Here is a 25468-nt window from a genome sequence, read left to right as displayed (position 1 = left end):
ACGGGTCGTCAGAAGCGGTACTGCTCGTCGTAGCCCTGGTTCTGGCCCTGGTTCTGACCCTGGCCCTGGTCCTGCGTCTGGCCGTTGCCCTGGTAGGGGTACTGCTGCTCCGGCGGGAGTTCGCCGCCGTAGGGGTCGTCGGTGCTGCGCTGCTGCGGCACCCACACGCCGCCGGCCGGGGTCTCGCCGCCGTACCCGCCGGGCGTGCCGGTGGCGTACTGGTCCTGCCCGTAGCCCTGCTGCCCGTACTGCTGCTGCCCGCCGGTCGTGTCGTAGCCCCCGGTGTCGTACGACGCCCCGCCGTAGGTGTGGGTGCCGATGTACGGGTCGGAGTAGGCGGCGTACTGCTGCTGCGCGCCGGTGTCGTAGCCGTACCCCTGCTGCCCGTAGCCCGAGTAGTCGTAGGCGTACGCGTAGGCCTGGTCCGCACCCGGCGCCGCCGCGGCCGGTGCCTGCTGCTGCTGGTCGGTGCCGTAGCCGGCGTCGGCGTAGACGCCGTAGGAGCCGGTGTCGTCCGGCATGGGCTGCGGTTCGTAGAGGGCGGTGGTCTCCGCGGCCGTGGGGTCGCCGGGGCGGGCCGGGGTGAAGACGTCGTCGCGGTCGTACTCGTCGTGACCGTACGACGGGCCGTCCTGACCCGGGGCGTGGCCCTGCGCGCGGTCGTCGTAGCCGTCGAGGTGGTCCTGGCCGCCCTCGGCGGAGTCGAGCCCGGAGGCCTCCGACGCCGGTTCCTCGCGGCCCCGTTCGGAACGCCCGCGTTTGCCGACGAGGCTCGACGGGGCGTTGACCGCCCACCCGGCCTCGAAGCCGCGGCGGAACGACAGGGTGACGTAGGTCTGGCCGACCGCGAAGGCGGCGGCGCCGAGACCGATGACGAGCACGTTCGACAACAGCACACCGGCGACGACGCCGACGAAGCCGCCGAAGGCGAGCAGCCGCCAGCGCAGCCGCGCCTTGTACTGCAGCAGCACCTCGCCGAGCAGCCACAGCGCGACGCCGCCGAACGCGATGTAGAGGACCGTCCAGCCCATGTACGCCCCTCTCCCAGTGGCCGTTACGCAGTGTGTCGCAAATACGTGCGGCCGGTCTAGGCCCGCGGTGGGTGGTGCAGGCCCAGGTTCTCGTAGATTTCCAGCGTCGCCGTGGAGTTGTTGAGCGTGATGAAGTGCAGTCCGGGCACACCCTCGGCCAGCAGTCGCGCGCAGAACTCCGTGGCGAACTCGATGCCGATCGAGCGTACAGCCGCCGGATCCTCCTTCGCTGTGAGGATCCGCTCTTTCAGCTCCGCCGGGAACGAGGCGTTGCTGAGCTTCGGCAACCTCTCCAGCATCTTCACACTGGTCACCGGCATGACCTCGGGAATGACCGGGGTCTCGCAGCCGGCCGCGGCGACCAGGTCGCGCAGCCGCAGGTAGGACTCGGGGTGGAAGAACATCTGCGTGATCGCGTAGTCGGCGCCGGCCCGGCACTTGTCGACGAAGTGCGTCACGTCCGTGTCCCAGTCGGCGGAGCGCGGGTGCATCTCCGGGAAGGCCGCGACGCCGACGCAGAAGTCGCCCGACTCCTTGATGAGCCGGACCAGTTCGGCGGCGTAGGTCAGGCCCCGGGGGTGGGCGATCCAGTCGGCGTTCGGGTCGCCGGGCGGGTCGCCGCGCACGGCCAGCATGTTGCGGATCCCGGCGTCGGCGTACTGCCCGATGATGTTGCGCAGTTCGGCGACGGAGTGGTCGACGGCGGTGAGATGCGCCACGGGGGTCAGTGTGGTGTCGGCGACGATCTGCTGTGTCTCCCGGACCGTGCCCGCGCGCGTGGAGCCACCGGCGCCGTAGGTCACGGACACGAAGTCCGGGGCCACGGCCTCCACCCGCCTGAGCGCGCTCCACAGGTTCTTCTCGCCCTTGGGCGTCTTCGGCGCCGAGAACTCGAACGAGTACGTCGTTTTGCCGGACGCGAGCATGTCGCGCACGGTGCGTGCGCGATCAGTCCTGGTGGATGCGGTTCCAAGGGCCATACGGGCAGGTTAGCCAGGGGGCGGCGGTCACCCAACCGGATGCGGGACATTTGTCCGCATTGTCGCGTTGTTGTCCACCCCTTGGACACATGCCCGCGGCACCCGCGGCACCCGCCTACGCCTGCCGCAGTCGCTTGGTGAACTCGGCCGCGGCCGCACCCGGGTCGTCCGCCGCGGTGATCGCCCGGACGACCACGACGCGCCGGGCGCCCGCCTCCAGCACCTCGTCCAGGTTGCCGAGGTCGATGCCGCCGATGGCGAACCAGGGACGGTCGGTGCCCAGTGCCGCCGTGTGGCGGACCAGGTCGAGGCCGGGTGCGTGACGGCCGGGTTTGGTGGGGGTCGGCCAGCAGGGACCGGTGCAGAAGTAGTCCACGCCCTCCTGGACGGCGGCAGCGGCGGCCTCGGCCCCGGCGTGCGTGGAGCGGCCTACGAGGACGCCGTCGCCGAGGATCGCCCGGGCGGCCGGCACCGGGAGGTCGCCCTGCCCGAGGTGCAGCACGTCGGCGCGGGCGGCGTGCGCGACGTCCGCCCGGTCGTTGACCGCGAGGAGCTTGCCGTGGCGGGCGCAGGCGTCGGCGAAGACCGCCAGGTGCTCCAGCTCCTCGGCCGCCTCCATGGTCTTGTCGCGCAACTGCACGATGTCGACGCCGCCGGCCAGCACGGCGTCCAGGAACTCGGGCAGGTCGCCCTGGCTCCGGCGGGCGTCCGTGCACAGGTAGAGCCGGGCGTCGGCGAGCCGGGCACGGGCGGTGATCGGGGCGGTGTCGGGCATGCGGGTGTCCCCCGGGTCGTTGGCGTGGGCCCACGGCGGGCCGCGAGATTCTGGCATACGGCCGCGGCCCCGGCCGGTCCCGGGACCCGTGGGCGCACGGCCCGCGGGCCCACGGGCCGTGCGTGGGGCGGGTCAGACGGCGAGCGCCTGGGCGCGGCGCTTCACCTCCGTACCGCGGTTCTCACTCAGTGCCTGGGCGGGGGTGCCGGGCAGGCTCGGGTCGGGCGTGAAGAGCCACTCCAGCATCTCCTCGGCGCTGAAGCCGTCGTCCCGCAGCAGCGTCAGGGTCCCGACCAGGCCCTTGACGACCTTGTCCTCATCGATGAAGGCCGCGGGGATGTGCAGCGCGCGGTTCTCACCCCGGCGTACGGCGATGAGCTGGCCTTCCTTGATGAGCTGGCGTACGCGGGTCACCTCGACGCCGAGCATCTCGGCGATGTCGGGAACGGTGAGCCAGTCAGGCACGAGAGCATCGGTCTTTGCGTCAATCTCGGTCACGTCACCAGCCTGCCATCTGCCACTGACAGTCGGAAACCGACAGTCGGAAGCCGACGGTCGGAGGCAGGGCTACGCCGTCGCCGCCTTCAGCGGCCGCGCCGGGTCGGCCAGCAGTTCCGGGTCCATCGTCGTACCCGCCTGGATCAGGCGTTTGCCCTGTGCCAGGTCGCGGGGGCGGCCCACCGCCAGCAGGGCGACCAGGCGGCCCTCGCGCAGCCAGCAGACCGTCCACGCCGGGCCGTCGGGGTCGCCGCGCCAAAGGGTGGTGTCGGCGGCCGTGTGGTGACCCGCGTACTGGACGAAGCGGCCGAACTGCTCGGACCAGAAGTACGGCACCGGATCGTAGGCCGCCGGGGCCTCGCCCGAGGGGGCGCCGACGATGTCGGCGGCGACGGTGCGCGGGCCCTGGAGGGCGTTGTCCCAGTGGTGCACCAGCAGCCGCTCGCCGTAGCGGCCGGAGGGGAAGGAGGCGCAGTCGCCGACCGCGTAGACGTCCGGCGCACAGGTGCGCAGGCGGTCGTCGGCCAGGACGTCGCCGTACGCACCGAGGTCGATCCCGGAGCCGGCGAGCCAGGCGGTGGCCGGCCGGGCGCCGATGCCGACGACGACCGCGCCGGCGGGCAGCGGCGTGCCGTCGTCGAGGACGACCCGGCAGGGCTCCCCGGGGCCGCCGGGCTCGACGCGCTGCACGCGCGCGTGGGTGCGCAGTACGGCGCCCGCGTCGGCGTACCAGGCGGTCATCGGCGCGGCGACCTCGGCGGGCAGCGCGTCGGCGAGGGGCCGGTCGGCGGCCTCCACGACGGTCACCGCGCAGCCCGCCTCGCGCGCGGCGGTGGCGAACTCGGCGCCGATCCAGCCCGCCCCGACGACCACGACGTCGTGCTGCCGGGTAAGCACCGGGCGCAGCCGCTCGGCGTCGTCCAGGGTGCGCAGCAGGTGCACGCCGGGCACGCCCTCGGCGCCCGGGAGCCGGACCGGTTCGGCGCCGGTCGCCAGGACGAGGACGTCGTACGGCACGGGGCCCTCGGAGGTGTCCAGGACGTGCGCGCCGGGGCGGACGCCCAGGGCCTCGCAGCCGAGCCGCAGGGTGATGCCGAGTGCCTCGAAGTCGACGTCGAACGCGGAGCCCTCGGCGGTGCCGAGCAGGACGGCCTTGGACAGCGGTGGACGGTCGTAGGGCTGGTGCGGCTCCGCGCCGATGAGCGTCACGGTGCCGGTGAAGCCCTGCTCCCGCAGGGCGACCGCGGTCTGCACGCCCGCCATGCCGGCGCCCACCACGACCACACGGCGCTCCGCGTCCGCCGCCGGTTCCTGTCCCCGTTCCCGTTCCCGCGTCTGCTCGCTCACCTGATCACCTTAGACACCCGACGATTCGTCGGTCAGCGCTCGTGCACGGTGAGCTGCGCAACGTCCCCCGGGCGCGGAGGCTCCCTTACAGGTGCGCCGGACCGCGGGCTAGGGTGGGCGACGTAAAGCACTCGCGGGAGCCCGGACGCACCGGGCTGAGAGGGAGGCTGGCGGCCTCCGACCGTACGAACCTGATCCGGGTCATGCCGGCGAAGGGAGGGGCTGGACGCCCATGCCGTCTCCATCACACACGTCGTCCGCGCCGCACGGCGGCTCGCAGCCGTCCCGTACGCCCGACGTACTCGTCGTCGGCGGCGGGATCGTCGGTCTTGTCACCGCCTGGCGGGCGGCGCAGCGCGGGCTGGTCACGGCCCTCGTGGATCCCGAGCCGGGCGGCGGAGCGGCCCAGGTGGCGGCCGGGATGCTGGCCGCCGTCACGGAGCTGCACTACGGCGAGCAGACGCTGCTCGCGCTGAACCTCGCCTCCGCCCGCCGCTACCCGGAGTTCGCGGCCGAGCTGACCGACCTCACCGGCCACGACCTCGGTTACCGCCGCTGCGGCACCCTCGCGGTCGCGCTGGACACCGACGACCGCGCCCACCTGCGCGAACTGCACGCACTTCAACAGCGCTCCGGCCTGGAGTCGGAGTGGCTGTCGGGTCGCGAGTGCCGGCGTCTGGAGCCGATGCTCGCGCCGGGCGTGCGAGGCGGGCTCCGGGTGGACGGCGACCACCAGATCGACCCCCGGCGCCTCGCCCACGCGCTGGTGGCCGCCTGCGAACACGCGGGCGTGGTCTTCCACCGGGTGTGGGCCGACCGGCTCACCGTCGGGCGCGGGCACCGGGCCACGGGTGTCGTCACCGCCGACGGCAGCGCACTGGAGGCCGGGCAGGTGGTGCTGGCCGGGGGCAGCCTGAGCGGGCGGCTCGGGGGCGTGCCGGAGGCCGTACTGCCGCCGGTACGGCCCGTGAAAGGGCAGGTGCTGCGGCTGACGATGCCGCGAACACACGACCCGCTGCTGAACCGGACCGTGCGCGCCGTGGTGCGCGGCAACTCCGTCTACCTGGTGCCCCGGGAGAGCGGCGAGCTGGTCGTCGGCGCCACCAGCGAGGAGCTGGGCTGGGACACGACGGTCACCGCGGGCGGCGTCTACGAGCTGCTGCGCGACGCCCACGAGCTGGTCCCCGGCATCACGGAGCTGCCCCTGACCGAGACCCGCGCGGGTCTGCGCCCCGGCTCCCCGGACAACGCCCCGCTGCTCGGCCCGACCGAGCTGGAGGGGCTGCTGCTGGCCACCGGGCACTACCGCAACGGCGTCCTGCTCACCCCGGTCACCGGCGACGCCATGGCGCACGCCCTGACCACCGGGGAGCTGCCGGACGAGGCCCGCCCCTTCACGCCCCGGCGCTTCGGCGCCGCCCCCGCACTCCCGGAAGCCCCGAAACTCCCGGAACTCTCGGAACGTTCGGAGCAGCCCGTATGAGTCCTGTGACCGTCTCCGTCAACGGCGAGCCCCGCGAGGTGGCTCCCGGCACGGCCCTGGACGCCCTGGTGGGCACGCTCACCGCGGCGCCGTCCGGAGTGGCCGCCGCCCTGAACGAGACCGTCGTCCCGCGCGCGCAGTGGCCCGCCACCGCGCTGGCCGACGGCGACCGCGTCGAGGTCCTCACCGCTGTGCAAGGAGGCTGACCATGGCCGACGATCCCTTCGTCCTCGGCGGTACGTCGTACGGGTCCCGCCTGATCATGGGTACGGGCGCGGCGCCCAGCCTGGACATGCTGGAGCGCGCGCTGGTGGCCTCCGGAACGGAGCTGACGACTGTCGCGATGCGGCGGGTGGACGCCTCGGTGCACGGGTCCGTGCTGTCCGTACTGGACCGGCTCGGCATCCGGGTGCTGCCGAACACGGCCGGGTGCTTCACCGCCGGGGAGGCGGTCCTCACGGCGCGGCTGGCGCGCGAGGCGCTCGGTACGGACCTGGTCAAGCTGGAGGTCATCGCCGACGAGCGCACGCTGCTGCCGGACCCGATCGAGTTGCTGGACGCGGCGGAGACGCTGGTGGACGACGGGTTCACGGTGCTGCCGTACACGAACGACGATCCTGTGCTCGCGCGGAAGCTGGAGGACGTGGGGTGTGCGGCGATCATGCCGCTCGGATCACCGATCGGGTCCGGGCTCGGTATCCGCAACCCGCACAACTTCGAGCTGATCGTGGAGCACGCGCGCGTGCCGGTGATTCTGGACGCGGGGGCCGGTACGGCGTCGGACGTGGCGCTGGCGATGGAGCTGGGGTGCGCGGGTGTGATGCTGGCCTCGGCGGTGACACGGGCGCAGGAGCCGGTGCTGATGGCTGCCGCGATGCGCTCCGCGGTGGAGGCGGGGAGGTTGGCTCGGCGGGCCGGACGGATTCCGCGGCGGCATTTCGCCGCGGCGTCTTCTCCTGCGGAGGGCTTGGCGGTGCTGGATCCGGAGCGGCCCGCTTTTTAGTGGCCGGGCGTTGTTCTGAGGGTTTTCTCCCACCCGCGCACCACCCGTTTCCAGTCGGATGAGAGGTGGGCCTCTCCTGTGGGGGTGCGTCGCCGTGGGCGGCGCTCCGTCCGTGGGCGGGTCGCGCACGTCACAGGTGCGCTTCAGTACCGCCCCGATTTCGGGCGGCGACGCGGGGTGTCGGTCGTGGCTCGTACACTCGCCTGCGTGGACACGACCCTTCAGGACCCTCTCGTCGGGCAGGTGCTCGACGGCCGGTACCGCGTCGAGGCGCGGATCGCGGTCGGCGGGATGGCCACGGTCTACCGGGCCGTGGACACCCGCCTGGACCGCGTGCTCGCGCTGAAGGTGATGCACCCGGCGCTCGCGACCGACGCCACCTTCGTCGAGCGGTTCATCCGCGAGGCCAAGTCGGTGGCCCGGCTCGACCACCCCAATGTCGTCCAGGTCTTCGACCAGGGGGCCGAGGGTGCGTACGTCTACCTGGCCATGGAGTACATCGCGGGCTGCACCCTGCGGGACGTGCTGCGCGAGCGCGGGGCGCTGCGGCCGCGGGCCGCGCTGGACATCCTGGAGCCGGTGCTGGCCGCGCTCGGCGCCGCGCACCGGGCGGGGTTCGTGCACCGGGACATGAAGCCGGAGAACGTGCTCATAGGGGACGACGGCCGGGTGAAGGTCGCCGACTTCGGCCTGGTCCGCGCCGTGGACACCGTCACCAGCACCACCGGTGCCGTCCTCGGCACCGTCTCCTATCTGGCGCCCGAGCAGATCGAGCACGGCACCGCCGACCCCAGGGTCGACGTGTACGCGTGCGGTGTCGTGCTGTACGAGATGCTGACCGGCGCCAAGCCGCACGACGGGGACTCGCCCGCGGTGGTGCTCTACAAGCACCTCCACGAGGACGTGCCACCGCCGTCGGCCGCCGTGCCGGAGATGGCGTACGAGGTGGACGAACTGGTCGCCTCGGCGACCGCACGCAACCCGGAGATCCGGCCGCACGACGCCGTGGCGCTGCTCGCGCGGGCCCGCGAGGCGCGCGAGGCGCTGAGCGCGGACCAACTGGACGCGGTGCCGCCGCAGGCGCTCACCACGGAGCACGACGGCGCCGAGAACCGCACGAGCGTGATCCCGCGCGCGCTGACGATGCCCCGGCCGCTGCCCGTCAACGAGGACGAGGGCGACGGCGACAGCTCGGACGGTCGCCTCGCCTCGGACGGCGGCTTCCCCGCGGACGGGGTCGACCGCACCAGTCGGCTCGCGGCTCCCCCGTCGGCCCCGCCCCGGCGCCGCGGGCCCCGGCTGCGGCGCGGCCCGCTGGCCGTCGTCGTGGCCGTCCTGCTGGTGCTCGGCGTCGGCACGGGCATCTGGTACATCAACTCCGGCCAGTTCACCAAGGTGCCGCCGCTGCTGTCCAAGACCGAGGCGCAGGCCCGGGACCGGCTGGACGAGACCGGTCTCGACGTCGGCAAGGTGCGGCACGCCTACAGCGACACCGTGGAGCGCGGCAAGGTCATCAGCACCGATCCCGGGGTGGGCGACCGCATCCGCAAGAACGACTCCGTGTCGCTGACGGTCTCCGACGGTCCCGACACCGTGAAGCTGCCGGACGTGGCGGGCTACAAGCTGGACAAGGCGCGGACGCTGCTCGAGGACGAGGGACTGGAGCCGGGTATGGTGACCCGGGCCTTCAGCGAGGAGGTGGCCAGGGGCTTCGTCATCTCCACCAAGCCGCGGTCGGGCACCACGGTGCACGCGGGCTCGGCGGTCGCGCTGGTCGTCAGCAAGGGCAGCCCCGTGGACGTCCCCGACGTCACCGGCGACGACCTGGCCGACGCGAGGACCGAGCTGACGGACGCCGGCCTGAAGGTGAAGATCGCCGACGAGCGGGTGAACTCGGAGCACGACAGTGGCCGGGTCGCCCGCCAGACGCCCGACCCGGGCGGCCGGGCCGCCGAGGGGGACACGGTGACCCTCACGGTGTCCAAGGGCCCCCGGCAGATCGAGGTCCCGGACGTGGTCGGCGACAGCGTGGACGACGCCAAGGAGAAGCTGAAGGAGGCGGGCTTCGAGGTGGACGAGGACCGCGGGCTGCTCGGGCTGTTCGGCGACACCGTCAAGAAGCAGTCCGTGGACGGCGGGGACACGGCTCCCGAGGGGTCGACCGTCACCATCACCATCCGCTGACGAGGCGGCGCCGTCCCGGCGTCACGGCGCGCTCGTCCGTGGCGAGCGAACATGACGAGTGAGGCGGAGATCTGCCCGGCGATCACCTCGCACAGCGGCAGCGGCCGGTCACCGCGGCGCGGGACCGGTCACCGCGAGAGGAGAGCGGCGCCGGGAGAGCGGCGCGTGGCGATCGGCCGAACAGGGGCCGCACACGTGGTCAACGAGCCCCGCGTCAAAGGTCGTTGCCCCCTCTGCTTCCCCCGGCGGGGACCGCTACTATGGCGGCTCCGCAGACGATCGCGGCCTGCGGCGGCGGACGGGGGGAGGGCGTCTTGGGGGCGGAACCGGTCGCGCGGGCTGCCGTCACCGACGACTGGCAGGTGAGCATCCTCGGCCCGGCCGGGAACCCGGTCGGCGGTGGGGTCATCGTCCCGCCCCGCTACGTGCTGACCTGCGCCCATGTCGTGACGTCGGCCGTGGGCGGACGGCTGGAGGACGACCCGTACGCCACCGTCACGGTGACCCTCAGCAGCGGGCTGAAGCTGACGGGCTCCCCGGGTGGCGGGCACCGTTACACCGGCGGGAGTCACCACGAGGACGTCGCGGTGCTCACCCTGCACGGGGATCTGGGGCAGGCCAACGGCCAGGTACCCACCTCGCACGCCCATCTCTCCACCGGCGCCTACGCCGCCAAGCGGCCGATGCAGGTCTACGGTTACCCGCAGGGCCAGCCGCACGGGGTGTGGGCGGACTGCCTGATGGCCGGGCGGGGCGGCCCGGAGTCGGCGCTGGTCCAGTTGAACGACGCGCCGGACACCGGCCGCAGGGTGGCCCGCGGCTACAGCGGCTGCGGTGTCCGGGACGCCACGACGTCCCGCGTCGCCGGACTCGCCGTACTGCGCGACAAGTCGCCCGAAGCGGGCGTGACCTGGATGATCCCGCTGGAGCGGCTGGCCCGCGACTGGCCTCCCCTGCGGGCGGCGCTGGCCCTGTCCGGCGACCGCCTCCCGCCGCTGCCCGTCCCCGGGCCGCCGGACCCGGACGACGGCCCGTTCGACGACGAGGCCATGGACGACCTCTACCGCCTGCTGCTCGACGGCCGCCTCACGATGCCCGGCCTCGTGGGGCTGCGCGACGACGCGCTCGGGCCGGTGCGCCGCCCCTGGCAGGGCTCCCCCGAGGACATCCTCGGCATCGTGCACGATCTGCGGCACATCGCCCAGGCGGGCCGGCCGGTGCCGCCGCTGCTGACCTTCGTCGCCGCGCTGTCCCGGCGGGTCCCCGGACCCCGGGGACAGGAACTGGCCCGCTGGGTGCGCGGGCGGGCGGGGCACTGCACCCCGGCGGTCGATCCCGGACCGCTCCTGGAGCGCCGGGTGCGTCCCGGCGGGGCGGGCGTCCGGTGGACCTACGCCACGTTCCGCGTCACTCCCGCGTCGCCGAGCCGGCACTACCTGCTCGACGTCTTCAAGCAGCACGAGGGCGCCCCCCGGGAGGCCGTGCGGCAGTACACGGAGGCGATGCGGCTGGGGCGGATCGAGCGGCTCGTGGTGGACGAGATCACCCGCATGCGCCGGGAGCGTGCCATCGACTCGCCCGACCTGTTCGTGGAGTTCGTCCTGCCCCGTGAGCTGCTGGGCCGGCCGGTCGACGGTCTGCCCATCACGACCCCGAGCGGCGCGGTGGTGCGCCTGGGGGTGGTGCATCCGGTCGCCGTACGCAGCCTCGAGCGCCAGAACGCCTCGGAATGGGTCGACTGGGGGCATAACTGGTCCCGGAAGTGGGACAGGATGAAGGCATTGTCCGCACTCTCCGGAGAGGGCGTGGTGGCAGTGATCCCCGCCCGGAACCAGGACGGTTCGTCCTACGAGGCGCTGTTCTCCGCCCTGTACGCGGACGACGGACCCCTGGCACTGGTCCTCGGGTTCCCGCCGCGGGTGTCCCGCAGGCGCACGCCCGACGCCGAGTTCGACGCGGCCCTGGACTCGGGCGTCCCGGCCCTGGTCTGGGCCCACGAGGAGCAGGACGCACAGTCCGTCTCGGACGACCTGCCGAACCGGCTGCGGGCCGCCGGGGTGCGCACCCTGCCCGGGGAGGTGCTCCGGGCCCGCCGCGGGGAGTGGTCGTCCCGGCCCGGTGCGGCCCGGCCGCGGGTCGGGGGCGGTCTGCGCCTGGGCTTCCTGTGGGACCCGTTCGACCGGCTGCCCCCGCACACCCCCCTGACCCCACCAGCTCCCGCTCCCGGAGGTGCCTCGTCGTGACCGAGCCCGCAGCCCCGCAGCCGCCGGCGTGGTGGATCTACCGCGGCGACGGTGTCCCGCACAACGGCATCGAAAGGCTGCCCGCCCCGCCGAGCTGGCGCCCGCTGCAACAGGGCATGCCGCCGCAGGACGATCCCGTGCCCGCGCAGCCGGCCGACACCCGGCGGGGGCGGGTCTTCCAGGTGGACCCCGGGCTGGTCGACGCGGTCAACGCGGCCCTGCTGCTGCGCCGTCCGCTGCTGCTCACGGGGCGCCCCGGCACCGGCAAGTCCACCCTCGCGCACGCCGTCGCCTACGAGTTGGGGCTCGGCCCCGTACTCCACTGGCCGGTGACCTCGCGCACCACGCTGCAGGACGGCCTGTACGCGTACGACGCCATCGGCCGGCTGCACGAGGCCAACCTGCGCCGCGCCGGCCTGGAGACCGGCGGCGGCACCGGCGACATCGGCCGGTTCCTGCGGCTCGGGCCCCTGGGCACCGCGCTGCTGCCCCGTCACCGGCCGCGTGTCCTGCTCATCGACGAGCTGGACAAGAGCGACATCGATCTTCCCAACGACCTGCTGACCGTCTTCGAGGAGGGCCGGTACACCGTCGAGGAGCTGCTGCGGCTGCCGCCGGAGCAGCGCACCGTCCCGGTGCGGACGGCCGACGGCGGGACGGCGGCGGTGACGGACGGCGCGGTGGACTGCTGGGCCTTTCCGTTCGTGGTGATCACCTCCAACGAGGAGCGGGAGTTCCCCGCCGCGTTCGCCCGGCGCTGCCTGCGCTACGACATCGAGCAGCCTGGACCCGACCGGCTGGCGGCGATCGTCGCCGCGCACCTGGGCGCCGACGCGCTGGAGGAGGCCGCGCCCCTGGTGGAGGCGTTCCTCGCGGAGCAGAGCAACGGGAGCGTCGCCGTGGACCAGTTGCTGAGCGCCATCCAGTTGGCGCGGGCGGGCGCCGACGAGGACCCGGAGCAGTGGCAGGACCTGCTGCGCACCCTGTGGCGGCACCTGGAGACGGGGCCCTGATGCCGTACGAACCCCCGGAGCGCCCCGCTCCGAACGCCCGGGAGATCGCCGAGGTCCTGTGGCTCGCGGCGCGGCTGGCCCGCGCACCCCAGGAGCCGGGACCCGCCCGGCCGGCCACGGGCGCGCCCCGGCTGTCCGGGATCGCGGGCCAGTTGGAGCCGGGCTCACCGCGACGCCGGCGCGGTACCGCGCCCTCGGCGGACGGGCCGGGCCTGCCACCGGACGACACCTGGTCCGAGGGGGCCGGGCCGGGCGTGGCGGAGCCCCGGCTGCACGTGCGCAGCACCGGCGCGCCGGACAGCCGAGCGGGCGCGCCCGTGCCGGCGCTGCCGGTGCGCTCCCCGGGAGTACGGCCGCTGGCCAGGACGGCGGAGCTGGCCAAGGCCCTGCGGCCGTTGCGGCGGCGGGCCGCGTCCAGCGTCCGGCACCGGCTGGACGAGAAGGCGACGGCCGACCGGGCGGCCGACACCGACGTCTGGGAACCGGTGCTGGTCCCGGCGGAGGAACCCTGGCTGGACCTGGTCCTCGTGGTGGACACCGGTGAGTCGATGGTGCTGTGGGACGGCGCGGTGGCCGAGCTGCGCGCGGTGCTGCGCCGGGTGGGGGCCTTCCGCTCGATCACCGTGCGCTGGCTGGAGCACCTGCCGGGCGGCTCGGTGACGGTGCGCACCACCCCGCCGCCGTGGCCGGACGGCGCTTCGCGCCCCACCTCCGGTACGGACCGGCACCTGCACCACTCCCCACGCGGCGCGGTACTCGTCCTGAGCGACGCGATCGGTCCGGGATGGAGCTCCGGCGCGGTGCACCGACTGCTGGCCCGCTGGGCGCGCGGCGGCCCGACGGCGCTGGTGCAGCCCCTCGACCGGCGGCTGTGGCACCGCACCGCGCTGCGTCCGCTGCCCGTCGCGCTCAAGGCCTCCCGGCCCGGCGCGCCCAACGGCGAGCTGCGCTCCGACGCCGACCGTCCGGGCCTGCTGGTGCCCGTGGTCGAACTGGCCCCGGCGGCCCTGCAGATGTGGGCCCGCCTGGTCGCGCGCCCGGAGTCCTCACCGTTCCACGGGTACGCGGTACGAGCCGACGGCACCCCGCATCCAGAACCGGGTCCGGCGCTGCGCCCGGAGCGGGGGCTGCGCCCGGAGCCGGGGTCGGAGTCGGGGCGGGGGTCGGAGTCGGAGTCGGAGCCAGGGCTGGAGTCAACGCCGGGACTGGAGCCAGGGACCGGGCCGGGGCCGGGGACCGGGCCGGAGCCGGAGCCACGTCCGGGGCCAGGGACCGGGCCGGGGTCGGAGTCGGAGCCAGGGCTGGAGTCAAGGCCGGGACTGGAGCCAGGGACCGGGTTGGGGCCGGGGACCGGGCCGGAGTCGGAGCCATGTCCGGGGCCAGGGACCAGGTCAGGGCCGGGGACCGGGCCGGAGCCGGAGCCACGTCCGGGGCCGGAGCCACGTCCGGGGCCAGGGACCTCGGCGGGGCCAGGGACCCGGCCGGAGCCGAGGCCGGGGTCGGAGTCGGAGCCACGTCCGGAGCCAGGGACCGGGCCGGAGCCAGGGACCGGGCCGGAGGCAGGAGCCGGGCCGGAGCCAGGGACCGGGCCGGGGCCAGGGATCTGGTCGGGGGCCGCGGCGGGGGATGAGCGGTTGTCGCCGCTCGATCGGGTGCTGGCGTTTCGCGCGGAGGCCTCGCCGCAGGCCTTCGAGCTGGCCGGATACCTCGCCGCCGCACCCCTGTTCCTGCCGGTGATGCGCCTGGTGCAGCAGGTCATGGCACCGCGCACGACCCCCTCGCACCTGGCGGAGGTCTTCCTGTCCGGCCTGCTGCACCCGGTGCCGGCCCAGCCGCGCCCGGCCGAACAGACCGAGTTCGACTTTCCGGAGACCGTACGGTCGCTGCTGCTGGGTTCGCTGCACCGGCAGGAGAGCCGCCGGGTACTGACGGCCGTGTCGGACTACCTGGCGGAACACTCCTCGGCGCCGTACCGGTTCGACGCCACGCTGACCGATCCCTCGCACGAGCTGCCGACCCGGGTCAGCGTCGAGAGCCTGCCCTTCGCCAAGGTCGACGCGGCGGTCGCCGACGCCCTCGGCGGCGGCTTCGCCACCCGGGCGCGCGAACTGCGGGCCCTCATCTCCCGGCAGCACCGGCCAGGGGGAGATGGTCTCGCAAGATCGCCATACGATGACGGTGTGACTGACACCACATCCACCAGTGGAGCCATCGAAACGGGCGCCGGCCGCCCCCGTCCCGCCGGGCCAGGCCCCCGGAGCGGGGGGAACCCGGCGCCGACGGGGGAACAGTCACGGCACACAGCGGGAAGGGATCCATCCGTGGCCGAGTCCGCCTCTCACCCGGTCGGCGTCAACGGCCCCTCGCACACCGCGCAGGCTCCGACGGGCACCCGTGCGACGCTCACCCGTCCGATGCGCTTCGAGGAGACCGTGCCGCAGGTGTGGGGCCGGCGCATCCCGCCGCGCAACCACAACTTCACCGGTCGCGACGAGCTGATCACCCAGTTGCACGACCGGCTGGCCGACCGTCGCGCGGCCATCGTGCCGCAGGCCTTCTTCGGCCTCGGCGGCGTGGGCAAGACCCAACTGGCCGTGGAGTACATCTACCGGTACCAGTCCCAGTACCAACTGATCTGGTGGATCAACGCCGAGGACCCCGCCCTGGTCCGCTCGGCCATCGCCGCGCTCGCGCCGCACCTGGGCCTGGAGGCCGGGCCCAGCGGTGACGAGGCGCTTCCGCTCGTCCTCGACGCGCTGCGCCGGGGCTCTCCCTACCGCAGGTATCTCTTGGTCTTCGACAACGCCGACCGCCCCGAGGACCTGGAGGAGTACTTCCCCTCCGGCGAGGGACACGTCCTGATCACGTCGCGCAACCAGAGCTGGGCCGGCCACGCGCACCCCGTCTCGGTGGACGTCTTCTCCCGCGCGGAGTCGATCCGCTTCCTGCAGCGCAGGGTGCCCGGCATGCCCGCACCGGACGCCTCCCGCCTCGCCGAGGCGCTGGGCGACCTGCCGCTCGCGGTGGAGCAGGCCGGTGCCTGGCACGCGGAGACGGCGATGTCGGTCGACGAGTACCTGGAACTGCTGCGCGAGCACGCGGACCGGCTGCTGGACACCTCCGTCCCCTCCGGGTACCCGCACTCCGTGGTGGCGACCTGGAACCTGGCGATGGAGCGCCTCGAGCGGCGCAGTCCCGCGGCGGTCCAACTGCTGCGGCTGTGTTCGTGCATGGCCCCGGAGCCGATTGGCTGGGCGATGCTGCGCAGTGCCGCGTTCGCCCCGCTGCCCTCGCCGCTCGCCGAGGCGCTGCGCGATCCCGTCGAACTGGGCCTGGCCACCCGGGAGATCGGCCGGCTCGCCCTGGCCAGGATCGACCACCGCAGCAACAGCCTCCAGATGCACCGGCTGGTGCAGGCCGTGCTCTTCAACCAGATGTCGGAGCAGGAGCAGGAGGACACCTATCACCTCACCCACGTCCTGCTGGCCGCGGCCGACCCGCAGGAGCCCGAGGACAACGACAACTGGCGCCGGTACTCCGAGCTGCGGCCGCACATCCGGCCCACCCGGGCCGTCGAGTGCGAACACCGGGAGGTGCGGGACCTGGTCATCAACGAGATCCGCTACCTGTATCTGCACGGCGACTACACCGGCGGCACGGAAGTGGCCGAATTCGCTCGCAAGGAGTGGCGGCAGCGGCTGGGCGACGACCATCCGCAGACGATGCGGACCACGCGCTCCTACGCCACGCTGATCCGCAACTTCGGCCGTTTCGACGAGGCCCGTGAGCTGAACGCGGAGCTGCTGGTGCGGGCGCGCCGCGTGTTCGGCGAGGACCACGAGGAGACCCTGGCCATCGCCAACAGCAACGCGGCCGACCTGCGGGTGCTCGGTGACTTCGAGCAGGCCACGGCGCGGGACGCGGACACCCTGGAGCGGCTGACCAGGAGCTTCGGCCGGGACTATCCGCTGGCGCTGATGTCCGCGGCCAACCACGCGCTCGACCTGCGGCTCCTCGGCCGCTTCGAGGAGGCGCTGGAGCTGGACGCGGACACCTACCAGCGGCGGGTGCGCATCTTCGGCCCCGACGACGCGGTCACCCTGGTGGTGGCGGCGAACTACGCCCGTGACCAGCGGGAGCTGGGCGACTACCGGGGCTCCACGGAGTCGCTGCGGGCGCTGTACCCGAAGCTGCGGGACCGGCAGGGCCGCGAGCACCCGTCCACCCTCGACGTGGCGAAGAACCTGGCGGTCTCCCTGCGCGCGATGGGCGCCTACGAGGAGGCGTACGACCGGTCCTCGCGGACGGTGGAGCGCTACCGGGCGAGGTACGGCGAGGGCGACCTCAACACGCTGGCCGCGGTGGGCAACTACGCCATCGACCTGCTGCTGCGCGGCGAGCTGGAGGACGCCGAGCGGCTGGCCGCGCAGACCGTGGCCGGGTACGAGCAGTTGTTCGGCGCGGACCATCCGTACATGCCGATGACCGAGACGAACCACGCCCTGGTCCTCAGTGCGCTGGGCGAGCACGAACGGGCGCTGGCCCTGAACCTCGCGGCGTACGAGAAGCTGACGGCGCGATTCGGTCCGGAGCACAACTGCACGCTGCGCTGCGGGGTCAACCTCGCCAACGATCTGCACACGGCGGGCCGCCACGAGGAGGCGGCGCAGGCCGACGGCCGGCATCTGGAGGCTCTGCGCGCCACCGTCGGGCCCGATCACCCGGTGACGCTGGTCTGCGGCGGCAATCTGGCGCACGACCTCGGGGCGCTGGGGCGGCGGGACGAGGCCGAGGCACTGCTGGAGGACGTCCTGGCCCGCTTCTCCCGGACCCTGGGAGGGGACTACCCGGTCGCCGAGGTCTTCGCCAGGGGCGAGCGGGCCTTCTGCGACATCGAGACCCCGGTGTTCTGAACACCCTCCTCCCCCACGGCCGGGCCGTCCTCGGCGGTGGGGTTTGTCAGCCAGGCGGCCAGGGTCAGTGGGTCGGGTGGGTGGTCCGGGGTGGGCTTGGCCGGCATCGCTTCTTCCTGGGCGGTGAGCCGCAGGAAGAGGTGCTGGATCAGTTCGGTGCGCCGGACCAGGACACCGGCGCCGGGCAGCCCCTCCTCGGCGGCCGCGGCGGCCAGCTCCGCCCACCCCTGTGCCCGGTGCGGCCCGGCGGCCACCGCGGCCGCGGCCTCCCGGGCCGGCCGGGCCCGCTCGGCGCCCCGCTGCCGTGCCGCCCACCGCCCGAACTCCGGCCCGGGCCCCGCCACCGCCCCGGTGGCCGCCCGTACGTGCTCGGCGGGCAGCGGTCCGGCCGGGCGGCCGGACCGCCACAGCGCGGCCAGCCGCTCGGCGCCGGCCTCGTCTGCGGCCGCCCAGCGCAGCCGCCAGACGGCCTCGTCGCCCGCCTGGACCCGGGCGACCGCCCGCGTCGGCCGCGGGTCCCCGCCCGTGCCCGCGCCGTCCCGCACGGTCCGCGCGAGCCGTTCGAGGAAGCGGGCGCCGAGGGCGGTGAGGTGGACGTGGTCCGCCGCCTCCGTCAGGCCGCGCTCGACGTGCGCCAGGGTCCGCGTCAGGCGCCAGGCCGCGTCGGCCCGCGCGGGCCCGTGCCGGCTGCCGCTGCGCTCCTGCCAGAACGCCAGGTCGCCGAGGTGGGCGTAGATGCCCTGGAGCAGTCCGCCGGGTGGCCGCGGGTCGGGTCGCCACGGCGCGTACAGCCGGGTCCTGCCACCGGGTTCGTACAGGGTCACCAGGTCGGTCAGGGCGCTCAGTTTGCTGTGCTGGAACTCGTGCAGCAGGGTCAGCGCCAGCCGCTCGGGGTCGGCCGGCCAGGAGGTCAGTACGGTGCCGAAGGCGTGCCGCGAGGTGGCGGACTCCACTCCGCGTGCCGGGGCGGGCAGGGGCACGATGCCGTTCAGTCCGGCCGCGAGTTCCTCGGCGCGGCGCGGATGGTTCTCGACGAGCAGTTCCCAGGCCTGGCGCAGGAGTTCCCGCCAGGCCGCCGGTCCGGCGCTGGCCGTCTCCAGCGCGGGAAGCTCCGGCGCGGCCGTCTCCAGCGGCAGCCGGAGCTCCTGTCCCCGGTGCCGGACGTCGAGCACGGCGACGGGCTGCCAGCCGTGCCCCGGACGGGACGGATCGCGCGGCAGGACCCGTTCGTCACCGGCGGCCAGGACGCGTATCCGGCAGGTCCCGGGCGCCGCGGCCGGGAGCCGCTCGGCCGGGGCCTCGACGACGACCAGGGCGTCGGGCAGGCCGCCGAGCCCGGTGACCGTGCCGAGGCCGGGCAGTCTCAGCCGTCCCTCGCGCACCGGCACGGCGATCCGGGCCGGGTGGGCCGCCCGTACGGCGGCGAGGGCCGCGAGGGCGGCGAGGTCCGGGGTGGCGCACGCGCCCCGGCGGTGCGCGGGGCAGTCGCGCAGGGTCCGGGCCGCCCAAGTGCCGAACGCGGGGCCGTCGATCACCGACCGGACCGCTTCGGGGGCGACGCGTTCGACGTCCGCCAGCAGATCCGCGGCCGGTTCGGCGGCCTTGCCGCACGGTCCGTCCAGGGTGTGCCGCAGCAGCAGGAGGTTGCGGCTGCGCCGGGCGCGGAGCAGCAGGAGCACCGCCCGCCGCCCGCCCTCTCCCGCGGCGAGGGCGTCGAAGTCGTCGTCCGGCAGGACGTACGGGCCGATCACGTCGGCGCCACGGAGCCGGCGAGGCTGCGTCTGATGTGCCCGATGAGCAGGAGCAGGTCCGCGCAGTAGACGGTCGGTGCACGGTAGCCGGTCCCGGGCAGGTAGCGGTGGCCGTACTCGCCGCCGCCGCAGACGGACAGCTCCGGGCAGCGCAGGCACTGCTCGGACAGGGCACGCTCCCCCGCCTGCCGGGCGGCGAATCCCGGGTGCAGCAGGACCTCGTCGAAGGAGTTCCGGAAGACGTCGAGACCGCTCTCGGAGGCGCCGTCGGGTCCGGTGCGCAGCGTGTCGTTCTGGTGGATCGACCCGTCGGCCTCGACGAACACGGAGACGCTGCTGGTGACGCCCACCCAGTCGAGCCTGCTGTGGCCGCCGAGCACCGTGTGCAGCAGTTCGTCGAGGATCCGCACGGAGGTCTCCTTGCGCGGCGCCCCGGCCCAGCGGTCGAAGACGGCGGCCAGCCATCGCCCGTACGCCCCTGCCGGTGCCGGTGGCCGGGCGCCCCAGTGGCCGTGCGGCAGCAGGAAGTCGATCAGCGGCGGCCGGGTCGGCAGCATCGACTCGTAGACGGCGACCGGGTCCCTGGCCGCGTCCACGGTGCACAGCAGCCCCGCGTACAGCTCGGGGTAGCTGCCGGACAGCAGGCGCAGTCCCGCCATCACGTCGTCGTACGATCCCCGGCCCGCGGGTGTGCGGCGGTGGGCGTCGTGCGCCTGCCGGTCGCCGTCCACGCTGACGCCGACCCGCACCCGGTGCTCGGCCAGGGTGTCCAGCATGCGGGTGTCGAGGAGGGTGCCGTTGGTCTGGACGGTGAACTCGGCCTCGGTACCCGTCTCCCGCACCGTGTCCCGGACGGTGCGCACGGCCTCGGCGACGCCCTCGGGCCCGGCCAGCAGCGGCTCACCGCCGTGCAGCACGATCCGGACCTGCCGCAGCCCGTGGCGCCGCGCGTGCTCCGCGATGCGCTCGGCGGTGCGGCGCAGGGTCGCCGGACTCATGGCACGGGGCTGGCGGCGCCAGGTGCGGTCGCCGTGCTCGTAGATGATGCAGTAGTCGCAGGCGAGGTTGCACCGGCTGCGGGTCTTGAGGACGAACTGGCGCAGCGGGACCGGCCGCCAGCCCTCGTCGAGGAGTGCCGCGACATCGACCGCCGGCCGGTCAGGCGCTCGCCTGCCAGCTTGTGTATTCGTCGTCATGGGACCCCGCGGCCTCCGTCTGCAGCCGCTCCAGGGCCACCGCGAGCACGGACCCGGGAAGCGCGCGCAGTTGGTCGACGGTGTATTCGGCGATGTCCGGCAGTGCGCACTCGACCCCCGTGGTCTCTTCCACGCCTCGGCCCCCTCCTGCTTCCGGGACGTCCGGCATCCGGCCCCGCGCCGCGGCACACCGCCGCAAGGGCATGGTAGGCGGATCGGGGCGCGGTGCGGGAGAGGGCCTCGGCCGCCGGCGACGGATCCGGACACCCGGCCCTCCGGGCAGGCCGGCCCGCTAGCTCTCCCACACGGCACGCACGATCAGGTGCGCCTCTCCGGTCGCCTTGGCCACGACGGCACCGGCCTCCCCGCTCAGCTTCACGCCGAACTCCAGTTCCAGCCGTTTCGGGGCGACGTCGAGGGACGTCAGCCGCGTGTGCGCCTCGGCGGCCATGCGCCGGATGCCGTCGAGGGCGTCGCCGAGGCCCTCCTGGGCACGCCGGACGACCGTGCTTCCGTTGACCGAGATCTCCTGCAGTCCGTAGACGTCCTCGTCGACCGGTTCGACCAGGACCTGGCCGCCGTCCGGCAGCGCGAAGCTGACGACGTCCCCCATGTGCACCCTCCCCTGGCTCGGCAGCGCCGGTGCGCTGGTGCAGTCGTACCCTGATCCGCGGTCGGCCCACACGTCCTGGCATCCTTGGTCCGGACATGAGCACCGCATCTTCCTCCCGTATGCCCCGCAACCCCGTCGGCGGTCACGTCCCCGTGGCCGGCGGGCTGCACTCCGTGGGGCTGTCCTACGCCCGTGAGCTGAAGGCGGAGACCGTGCAGGTCTTCGTCGCCAACCCGCGCGGCTGGGCCACGCCGGCCGGCAACCCGAAGCAGGACGAGGCCTTCCGCGAGGCCTGCGCGGCCGGATCGGTCCCGGTCCCGGCGTACGTGCACGCGCCGTACCTGATCAACTTCGGCTCGCACACCGGGGCGACGGTGGAGCGGTCGGTCGAGTCGCTGCGGCACTCGCTGCGGCGCGGGCGGGCCATCGGGGCGCTCGGCGTGGTCGTGCACACCGGGAGCGCGACCGGCGGACGGGAGAGGTCGGTGGCGCTGAAGCAGGTGCGGGAGCACATGCTGCCGCTGCTCGACGAGCTGACCCACGACGACGACCCGTACCTGCTCCTCGAGTCGACCGCGGGACAGGGCGCCTCGCTGTGCTCGCGGACCTGGGACTTCGGGCCGTACTTCGAGGCGCTGGACGCCCATCCGAAGCTGGGCGTGTGCCTGGACACCTGCCACATCTTCGCGGCCGGTCACGACCTGACGGGTCCGTCGGGCATGCACCAGACCCTCGACCTGCTGGTGGACACGGTCGGCGAGGGCCGGCTGAAGCTGATCCACGCCAACGACTCCAAGGACGTGGCCGGCGCGCACAAGGACCGGCACGAGAACATCGGCGCCGGTCACATCGGCGAGGACCCGTTCCGGGCGCTGATGACGCATCCCGCGACCGAGGGCGTGCCGCTGGTCATCGAGACGCCGGGCGGCAGGGCGGGGCACGCGGCGGACGTGGAGCGGCTGAAGAAGCTGCGCGACGGCTGATCCCGGTTCGGGAGCCGGACCAGACCGACCGGACCGGACCGACCGGACCGGGGCCGGGGCCGGGTCAGAGTTCGGGGCCGTCCCCGGGCTCCTCCTGGTAGGAGTAGCGCTGCTCCCCCCACGGGTCGCCGATGTTGTGGTAGCCGCGCTCCTCCCAGAAGCCGCGCCGGTCGGCGGTCATGTACTCGATGCCGCGGACCCACTTGGGGCCCTTCCAGGCGTACAGGTGCGGGACGATCAGCCGCAGCGGGAAGCCGTGCTCGGCGGTGAGCAGCTCGCCGTCCTTGTGGGTGGCGAAGAGGGTGCGCTCGGCGGTGAAGTCGGACAGCCTGAGGTTGGAGCTGAATCCGTACTCGGCCCACACCATCACGTGGGTGACGGCGGGCGCGGGCGGGGCGAGGTCCAGGATCGTGGTGGCCGGCACGCCGCCCCACTCGGAGCCGAGCATGCTGAACTTCGTGACGCAGTGCAGGTCGGCGACGACCGTGGTGTAAGGCAGGGCGGTGAACTCGTCGTGGGTCCAGCCGTGCTTCTCGTCGTCGGTGGTGGCGCCGAAGACCCGGAACTCCCAGCGCTCGGGACGGAACTTGGGGACCGGTCCGTAGTGCGTGACGGGCCAGCCGCGCTGGAGTCGCTGCCCGGGTGGGAGCTCGAACCGCGACGCTCCTCGCGAACCGCCTTCTCCCGATTCGTTTCCCACCGGCTGACCCATGTCTCCATCCTGACAGACCCGGACCGATGCCCCTGACCCGCCTCACTTACATTCGGGCAATCACGGAGAAGGCGAACAATCACGACTAAGCCTGTACTTACTTACTAAGTCAAGACTTACTGGACGATCTTCGACGGCGGTGCAATCATGCCGCGCAACATGCCAGTTCCCGTTCGAAGGAGCGTCAAGCGATGCAGGGCGACCCGGAAGTCATCGAGTTCCTCAATGAGCAGCTCACCGCCGAGCTCACGGCCATCAACCAGTACTTCCTGCACGCGAAGCTGCAGGACCACAAGGGCTGGACCAAGCTCGCGAAGTACACGCGCGCGGAGTCCTTCGACGAGATGCGCCACGCCGAGGTGCTCACCGACCGCATCCTGCTCCTGGACGGCCTGCCGAACTACCAGCGGCTCTTCCACGTGCGGGTCGGCCAGAGCGTGACCGAGATGTTCCAGGCCGACCGGGAGATCGAGGTCGAGGCGATCGACCGGCTGCGCCGGGGCGTGGAGGTGATGCGGGCCAAGAACGACATCACGTCGGCCAACGTCTTCGAGGCGATCCTCGCCGACGAGGAGCACCACATCGACTACCTGGACACCCAGCTCGAGCTGATCGAGAAGCTGGGCGAGTCGCTCTACCTGTCGACGGTCATCGAGCAGACCCAGCCGGACCCCTCCGGACCGGGCTCCCTCTAGGAGCTAAGCCGCCTCGGGAAGCTCCGCGAGGACCGGTGCGCCCTGATCGGCCGGCTCCCGGCGGGGGCAGGACCCGCGGCCGAGGAGCGCCTGGATGCGCCGTACGCAGCCGCCGCAGTCGGTGCCCGCCTTGCAGGCGGAGGCGATCTGCCGGGGCGTGCACGCACCGGCGTCCGCGTGGTTCTTCACCTGTTCCTCGGTGACACCGAAGCAGTTGCAGACGAACACGCGGTTCACCTCCCGGGCGGGGTACAAGGTCGTGCGGTACAAGGTCGTGCCGTACCGACGACCGGAGGGCCCGACTGATCGGTGAGGCAAACCTAACCTTACCCATCACGCCAGGTCGGCAAAAGTGGGAGGGGCGCGGATCCCGTGTGACCCGCGCCCCATTTCACCCGCCCGTCGAGGGGCGACACCCGCCCGCCCGGGGCGGACCGTCACTGGTCCCGGTACATCTCCGCCACCAGGAACGCCAGGTCGAGCGACTGGCTGCGGTTGAGCCGCGGGTCGCAGGCCGTCTCGTAGCGCTGGTGCAGGTCGTCGACGAAGATCTCGTCGCCGCCGCCCACGCACTCGGTGACGTCGTCACCGGTCAGCTCCACGTGGATGCCGCCCGGGTGGGTGCCGAGCGACTTGTGGACCTCGAAGAAGCCCTTGACCTCGTCGAGTACGTCGTCGAAACGGCGGGTCTTGTGACCGGAGGCCGCCTCGTAGGTGTTGCCGTGCATCGGGTCGGTGATCCAGGCGACGGTGGCGCCGGACGCGGTGACCTTCTCCACCAGCTCCGGGAGCCGGTCGCGGATCTTGTCCGCGCCCATGCGGACGATGAACGTCAGCCGGCCGGGCTCGCGCTCGGGGTCGAGGCGCTCGATGTACTGCAGCGCCTCCTCGGCCGTGGTGTTCGGGCCGAGCTTGATGCCGATCGGGTTGCGGATCCGCGAGGCGAACTCGATGTGCGCGTGGTCCGGCTGCCGGGTGCGCTCGCCGATCCACACCATGTGCCCGGAGACGTCGTAGAGCTGCCCGGTGCGCGAGTCGACGCGGGTGAGGGCCGACTCGTAGTCGAGCAGCAGCGCCTCGTGCGAGGAGAAGAACTCGACCGTCTGGAACTCGGCCGGGTCCGTCCCGCAGGCCCGCATGAAGTTCAGCGCGTTGTCGATCTCCCGGGCGAGCTGCTCGTAGCGCTGGCCGGAGGGGGAGGACTTCACGAAGTCCTGGTTCCAGGCGTGCACCTGTCGCAGGTCCGCGTAGCCGCCGGTGGTGAAGGCGCGCACCAGGTTCAGCGTGGAGGCCGAGGCGTGGTACATGCGCTTGAGCCGCTCGGGGTCCGGGATCCGGGCCTCTTCGGTGAAGTCGAAGCCGTTGACGGAGTCGCCGCGGTAGGTCGGCAGCGTCACCCCGTCGCGGGTCTCGGTCGGCTTGGAGCGCGGCTTGGAGTACTGGCCGGCGATCCGGCCGACCTTCACCACGGGCACGGACGCGGCGTAGGTGAGGACGGCGCCCATTTGGAGGAGTGTCTTGAGCTTGCTGCGGATGTGGTCCGCGGACACGCCGTCGAAGGCCTCGGCGCAGTCACCGCCCTGGAGGAGGAACGCCTCTCCCTTGGCGACGGCCGCCATCCGGGCACGCAGCTGGTCGCACTCGCCCGCGAAGACGAGCGGCGGATACGACTCGAGGTCCGCGATCACTGCGCGCAGAGCCTCAAGGTTGGGGTACTCGGGCTGCTGCGCCGCGGGCAGGTCTCGCCAGGTGTTGCCAGCGCTCGCGCTGGTCTTAGCGTTCACGGTCACCCCTCAACACTACGGGGTCGTGTCACGCGGTTTTCGCGTGGCTCGACAGGTGAGACGGGACCCCGGGGCCCACACGGTCCCGAGTCCCGCATCCCGGGATGTGCCGCGGCGCCGTGCGCGGATGCGTTAGGGTCTGCGGCATGTTCGCGCACTCGATCCAGAACTGGTGGTGGACCGCTCGTCCGGCGGCCCACTGACTGCGCGTAACGCAAGACTTCGCGAAGGCCGCCCGAGGGGCGGCCTTCGGTGTTTTCGCGA

22 protein-coding genes and 1 riboswitch are annotated in these 25468 nt (G+C 73.4%); of the genes, 10 read left to right on the top strand and 12 right to left on the bottom strand.

Annotated elements, in window-relative coordinates:
- Positions 1–8 precede the first annotated feature (8 nt).
- The 5 genes from KUM40_RS11845 to KUM40_RS11825 form a co-directional block, all read right to left on the bottom strand.
- A complete protein-coding gene (locus KUM40_RS11845) occupies positions 9–1031 on the bottom strand; it encodes a hypothetical protein (RefSeq protein ID WP_217165752.1) in 1023 nt (340 codons plus the stop codon).
- Positions 1032–1087: 56 nt separating this feature from the next.
- A complete protein-coding gene (gene metF / locus KUM40_RS11840; protein ID WP_217165751.1) occupies positions 1088–2011 on the bottom strand; it encodes a methylenetetrahydrofolate reductase [NAD(P)H] in 924 nt (307 codons plus the stop codon).
- Between the two features lie 115 nt (positions 2012–2126).
- Positions 2127–2786 (bottom strand): thiamine phosphate synthase, encoded by a 660-nt coding sequence (gene thiE, locus KUM40_RS11835; RefSeq protein ID WP_217165750.1) that lies wholly within the window; start codon positions 2784–2786, stop codon positions 2127–2129.
- A gap of 132 nt (positions 2787–2918) precedes the next feature.
- Positions 2919–3284 carry an Rv2175c family DNA-binding protein gene (locus KUM40_RS11830; protein ID WP_217165749.1) on the bottom strand — a complete coding sequence of 122 codons (366 nt, stop codon included), beginning with the start codon at positions 3282–3284 and terminating at the stop codon, positions 2919–2921.
- A 69-nt stretch (positions 3285–3353) separates the two neighbouring features.
- Positions 3354–4631: an NAD(P)/FAD-dependent oxidoreductase gene (locus KUM40_RS11825; protein WP_374227367.1), complete on the bottom strand. Its 1278-nt coding sequence runs from the start codon at positions 4629–4631 to the stop codon at positions 3354–3356.
- Positions 4632–4754: 123 nt separating this feature from the next.
- A riboswitch (TPP riboswitch) is annotated at positions 4755–4866 on the top strand.
- On the opposite strand from KUM40_RS11825, the gene thiO reads away from it, so the two are divergent.
- From thiO to fxsT, 7 genes are all read left to right on the top strand, one after another.
- The gene (thiO, locus tag KUM40_RS11820; RefSeq protein WP_217165748.1) at positions 4864–6114 is read left to right on the top strand and encodes a glycine oxidase ThiO; all 1251 of its coding nucleotides are present in this window, start codon (positions 4864–4866) and stop codon (positions 6112–6114) included. (Overlaps the previous riboswitch by 3 nt.)
- A 5-nt stretch (positions 6115–6119) precedes the next feature.
- The gene (gene thiS / locus KUM40_RS11815; protein ID WP_217165775.1) at positions 6120–6320 is read left to right on the top strand and encodes a sulfur carrier protein ThiS; all 201 of its coding nucleotides are present in this window, start codon (positions 6120–6122) and stop codon (positions 6318–6320) included.
- A gap of 2 nt (positions 6321–6322) precedes the next feature.
- On the top strand, positions 6323–7117 hold the full coding sequence (locus tag KUM40_RS11810) for a thiazole synthase (protein WP_217165747.1): 795 nt from the start codon (positions 6323–6325) through the stop codon (positions 7115–7117).
- Positions 7118–7324: 207 nt separating this feature from the next.
- Positions 7325–9301, top strand: a complete 1977-nt coding sequence (gene pknB / locus KUM40_RS11805; protein ID WP_217165746.1) for a Stk1 family PASTA domain-containing Ser/Thr kinase — start codon at positions 7325–7327, stop codon at positions 9299–9301.
- Positions 9302–9615: 314 nt separating this feature from the next.
- Entirely contained in the window at positions 9616–11544 is a 1929-nt protein-coding gene (locus tag KUM40_RS11800) for a trypsin-like serine protease (protein WP_217165745.1), read from the top strand.
- Entirely contained in the window at positions 11541–12557 is a 1017-nt protein-coding gene (locus KUM40_RS11795) for a MoxR family ATPase (RefSeq protein ID WP_308401120.1), read from the top strand. The genes KUM40_RS11800 and KUM40_RS11795 overlap by 4 nt, the downstream gene beginning before the upstream one ends.
- Positions 12557–17470: an FxSxx-COOH system tetratricopeptide repeat protein gene (gene fxsT / locus KUM40_RS11790; RefSeq protein ID WP_217165744.1), complete on the top strand. Its 4914-nt coding sequence runs from the start codon at positions 12557–12559 to the stop codon at positions 17468–17470. The genes KUM40_RS11795 and fxsT overlap by 1 nt, the downstream gene beginning before the upstream one ends.
- Here fxsT and KUM40_RS42385 read toward each other — a convergent pair.
- The 4 genes from KUM40_RS42385 to KUM40_RS11770 form a co-directional block, all read right to left on the bottom strand.
- Positions 17401–19221: an HEXXH motif-containing putative peptide modification protein gene (locus tag KUM40_RS42385; RefSeq protein ID WP_217165743.1), complete on the bottom strand. Its 1821-nt coding sequence runs from the start codon at positions 19219–19221 to the stop codon at positions 17401–17403. The two genes, fxsT and KUM40_RS42385, sit on opposite strands and share 70 nt — an antisense overlap.
- Positions 19218–20417, bottom strand: a complete 1200-nt coding sequence (locus tag KUM40_RS11780; protein WP_217165742.1) for an FxsB family cyclophane-forming radical SAM/SPASM peptide maturase — start codon at positions 20415–20417, stop codon at positions 19218–19220. The genes KUM40_RS42385 and KUM40_RS11780 overlap by 4 nt, the downstream gene beginning before the upstream one ends.
- Positions 20380–20550, bottom strand: a complete 171-nt coding sequence (locus KUM40_RS11775; protein WP_217165741.1) for a hypothetical protein — start codon at positions 20548–20550, stop codon at positions 20380–20382. The genes KUM40_RS11780 and KUM40_RS11775 overlap by 38 nt, the downstream gene beginning before the upstream one ends.
- A 159-nt stretch (positions 20551–20709) precedes the next feature.
- On the bottom strand, positions 20710–21030 hold the full coding sequence (locus KUM40_RS11770) for a CU044_2847 family protein (RefSeq protein ID WP_217165740.1): 321 nt from the start codon (positions 21028–21030) through the stop codon (positions 20710–20712).
- Positions 21031–21125: 95 nt separating this feature from the next.
- Between KUM40_RS11770 and KUM40_RS11765 the strand changes: the two genes are divergently transcribed.
- Positions 21126–22013 carry a deoxyribonuclease IV gene (locus tag KUM40_RS11765; protein ID WP_217165739.1) on the top strand — a complete coding sequence of 296 codons (888 nt, stop codon included), beginning with the start codon at positions 21126–21128 and terminating at the stop codon, positions 22011–22013.
- Positions 22014–22077: 64 nt separating this feature from the next.
- Here KUM40_RS11765 and KUM40_RS11760 read toward each other — a convergent pair whose 3' ends face one another.
- Complete coding sequence (locus tag KUM40_RS11760; RefSeq protein WP_217165738.1) at positions 22078–22725, bottom strand: sulfite oxidase-like oxidoreductase; 648 nt, start codon at positions 22723–22725, stop codon at positions 22078–22080.
- Between the two features lie 191 nt (positions 22726–22916).
- Between KUM40_RS11760 and bfr the strand changes: the two genes are divergently transcribed.
- On the top strand, positions 22917–23420 hold the full coding sequence (gene bfr, locus KUM40_RS11755) for a bacterioferritin (protein ID WP_217165737.1): 504 nt from the start codon (positions 22917–22919) through the stop codon (positions 23418–23420).
- Positions 23421–23423: 3 nt separating this feature from the next.
- Here bfr and KUM40_RS11750 read toward each other — a convergent pair whose 3' ends face one another.
- Both KUM40_RS11750 and KUM40_RS11745 read right to left on the bottom strand, forming a co-directional pair.
- Positions 23424–23657, bottom strand: a complete 234-nt coding sequence (locus KUM40_RS11750; RefSeq protein WP_217165773.1) for a bacterioferritin-associated ferredoxin — start codon at positions 23655–23657, stop codon at positions 23424–23426.
- Between the two features lie 200 nt (positions 23658–23857).
- Positions 23858–25210 carry a class II 3-deoxy-7-phosphoheptulonate synthase gene (locus KUM40_RS11745; RefSeq protein ID WP_217165736.1) on the bottom strand — a complete coding sequence of 451 codons (1353 nt, stop codon included), beginning with the start codon at positions 25208–25210 and terminating at the stop codon, positions 23858–23860.
- 98 nt (positions 25211–25308) lie between these two features.
- Here KUM40_RS11745 and KUM40_RS42645 point away from each other — a divergent pair, with 98 nt between their 5' ends.
- A complete protein-coding gene (locus tag KUM40_RS42645; RefSeq protein ID WP_217165735.1) occupies positions 25309–25407 on the top strand; it encodes a trp operon leader peptide in 99 nt (32 codons plus the stop codon).
- The last annotated feature ends 61 nt before the right edge of the window (positions 25408–25468 follow it).

Origin of the sequence: Streptomyces sp. AC512_CC834, from assembly GCF_019049325.1 — a bacterium.
Taxonomy (GTDB): domain Bacteria; phylum Actinomycetota; class Actinomycetes; order Streptomycetales; family Streptomycetaceae; genus Streptomyces.
The sequence above is the reverse complement of the archived record's forward strand: the minus strand, read 5'-3'. Positions and strand labels throughout refer to the sequence as shown.

What these genes read in the sequence shown, in the direction of transcription:
- fxsT (WP_217165744.1), top strand. Translation starts at nt 12,557, where the DNA reads ATGCCGTACGAACCCCCGGAGCGCCCCGCTCCGAACGCCCGGGAGATC.
- KUM40_RS11760 (WP_217165738.1), bottom strand. Translation starts at nt 22,725, where the DNA reads ATGGGTCAGCCGGTGGGAAACGAATCGGGAGAAGGCGGTTCGCGAGGA.
- KUM40_RS42645 (WP_217165735.1), top strand. Translation starts at nt 25,309, where the DNA reads ATGTGCCGCGGCGCCGTGCGCGGATGCGTTAGGGTCTGCGGCATGTTC.
- KUM40_RS11770 (WP_217165740.1), bottom strand. Translation starts at nt 21,030, where the DNA reads ATGGGGGACGTCGTCAGCTTCGCGCTGCCGGACGGCGGCCAGGTCCTG.
- bfr (WP_217165737.1), top strand. Translation starts at nt 22,917, where the DNA reads ATGCAGGGCGACCCGGAAGTCATCGAGTTCCTCAATGAGCAGCTCACC.
- KUM40_RS11845 (WP_217165752.1), bottom strand. Translation starts at nt 1,031, where the DNA reads ATGGGCTGGACGGTCCTCTACATCGCGTTCGGCGGCGTCGCGCTGTGG.
- metF (WP_217165751.1), bottom strand. Translation starts at nt 2,011, where the DNA reads ATGGCCCTTGGAACCGCATCCACCAGGACTGATCGCGCACGCACCGTG.
- thiE (WP_217165750.1), bottom strand. Translation starts at nt 2,786, where the DNA reads ATGCCCGACACCGCCCCGATCACCGCCCGTGCCCGGCTCGCCGACGCC.
- KUM40_RS11765 (WP_217165739.1), top strand. Translation starts at nt 21,126, where the DNA reads ATGAGCACCGCATCTTCCTCCCGTATGCCCCGCAACCCCGTCGGCGGT.
- KUM40_RS11780 (WP_217165742.1), bottom strand. Translation starts at nt 20,417, where the DNA reads ATGACGACGAATACACAAGCTGGCAGGCGAGCGCCTGACCGGCCGGCG.
- KUM40_RS11810 (WP_217165747.1), top strand. Translation starts at nt 6,323, where the DNA reads ATGGCCGACGATCCCTTCGTCCTCGGCGGTACGTCGTACGGGTCCCGC.
- thiO (WP_217165748.1), top strand. Translation starts at nt 4,864, where the DNA reads ATGCCGTCTCCATCACACACGTCGTCCGCGCCGCACGGCGGCTCGCAG.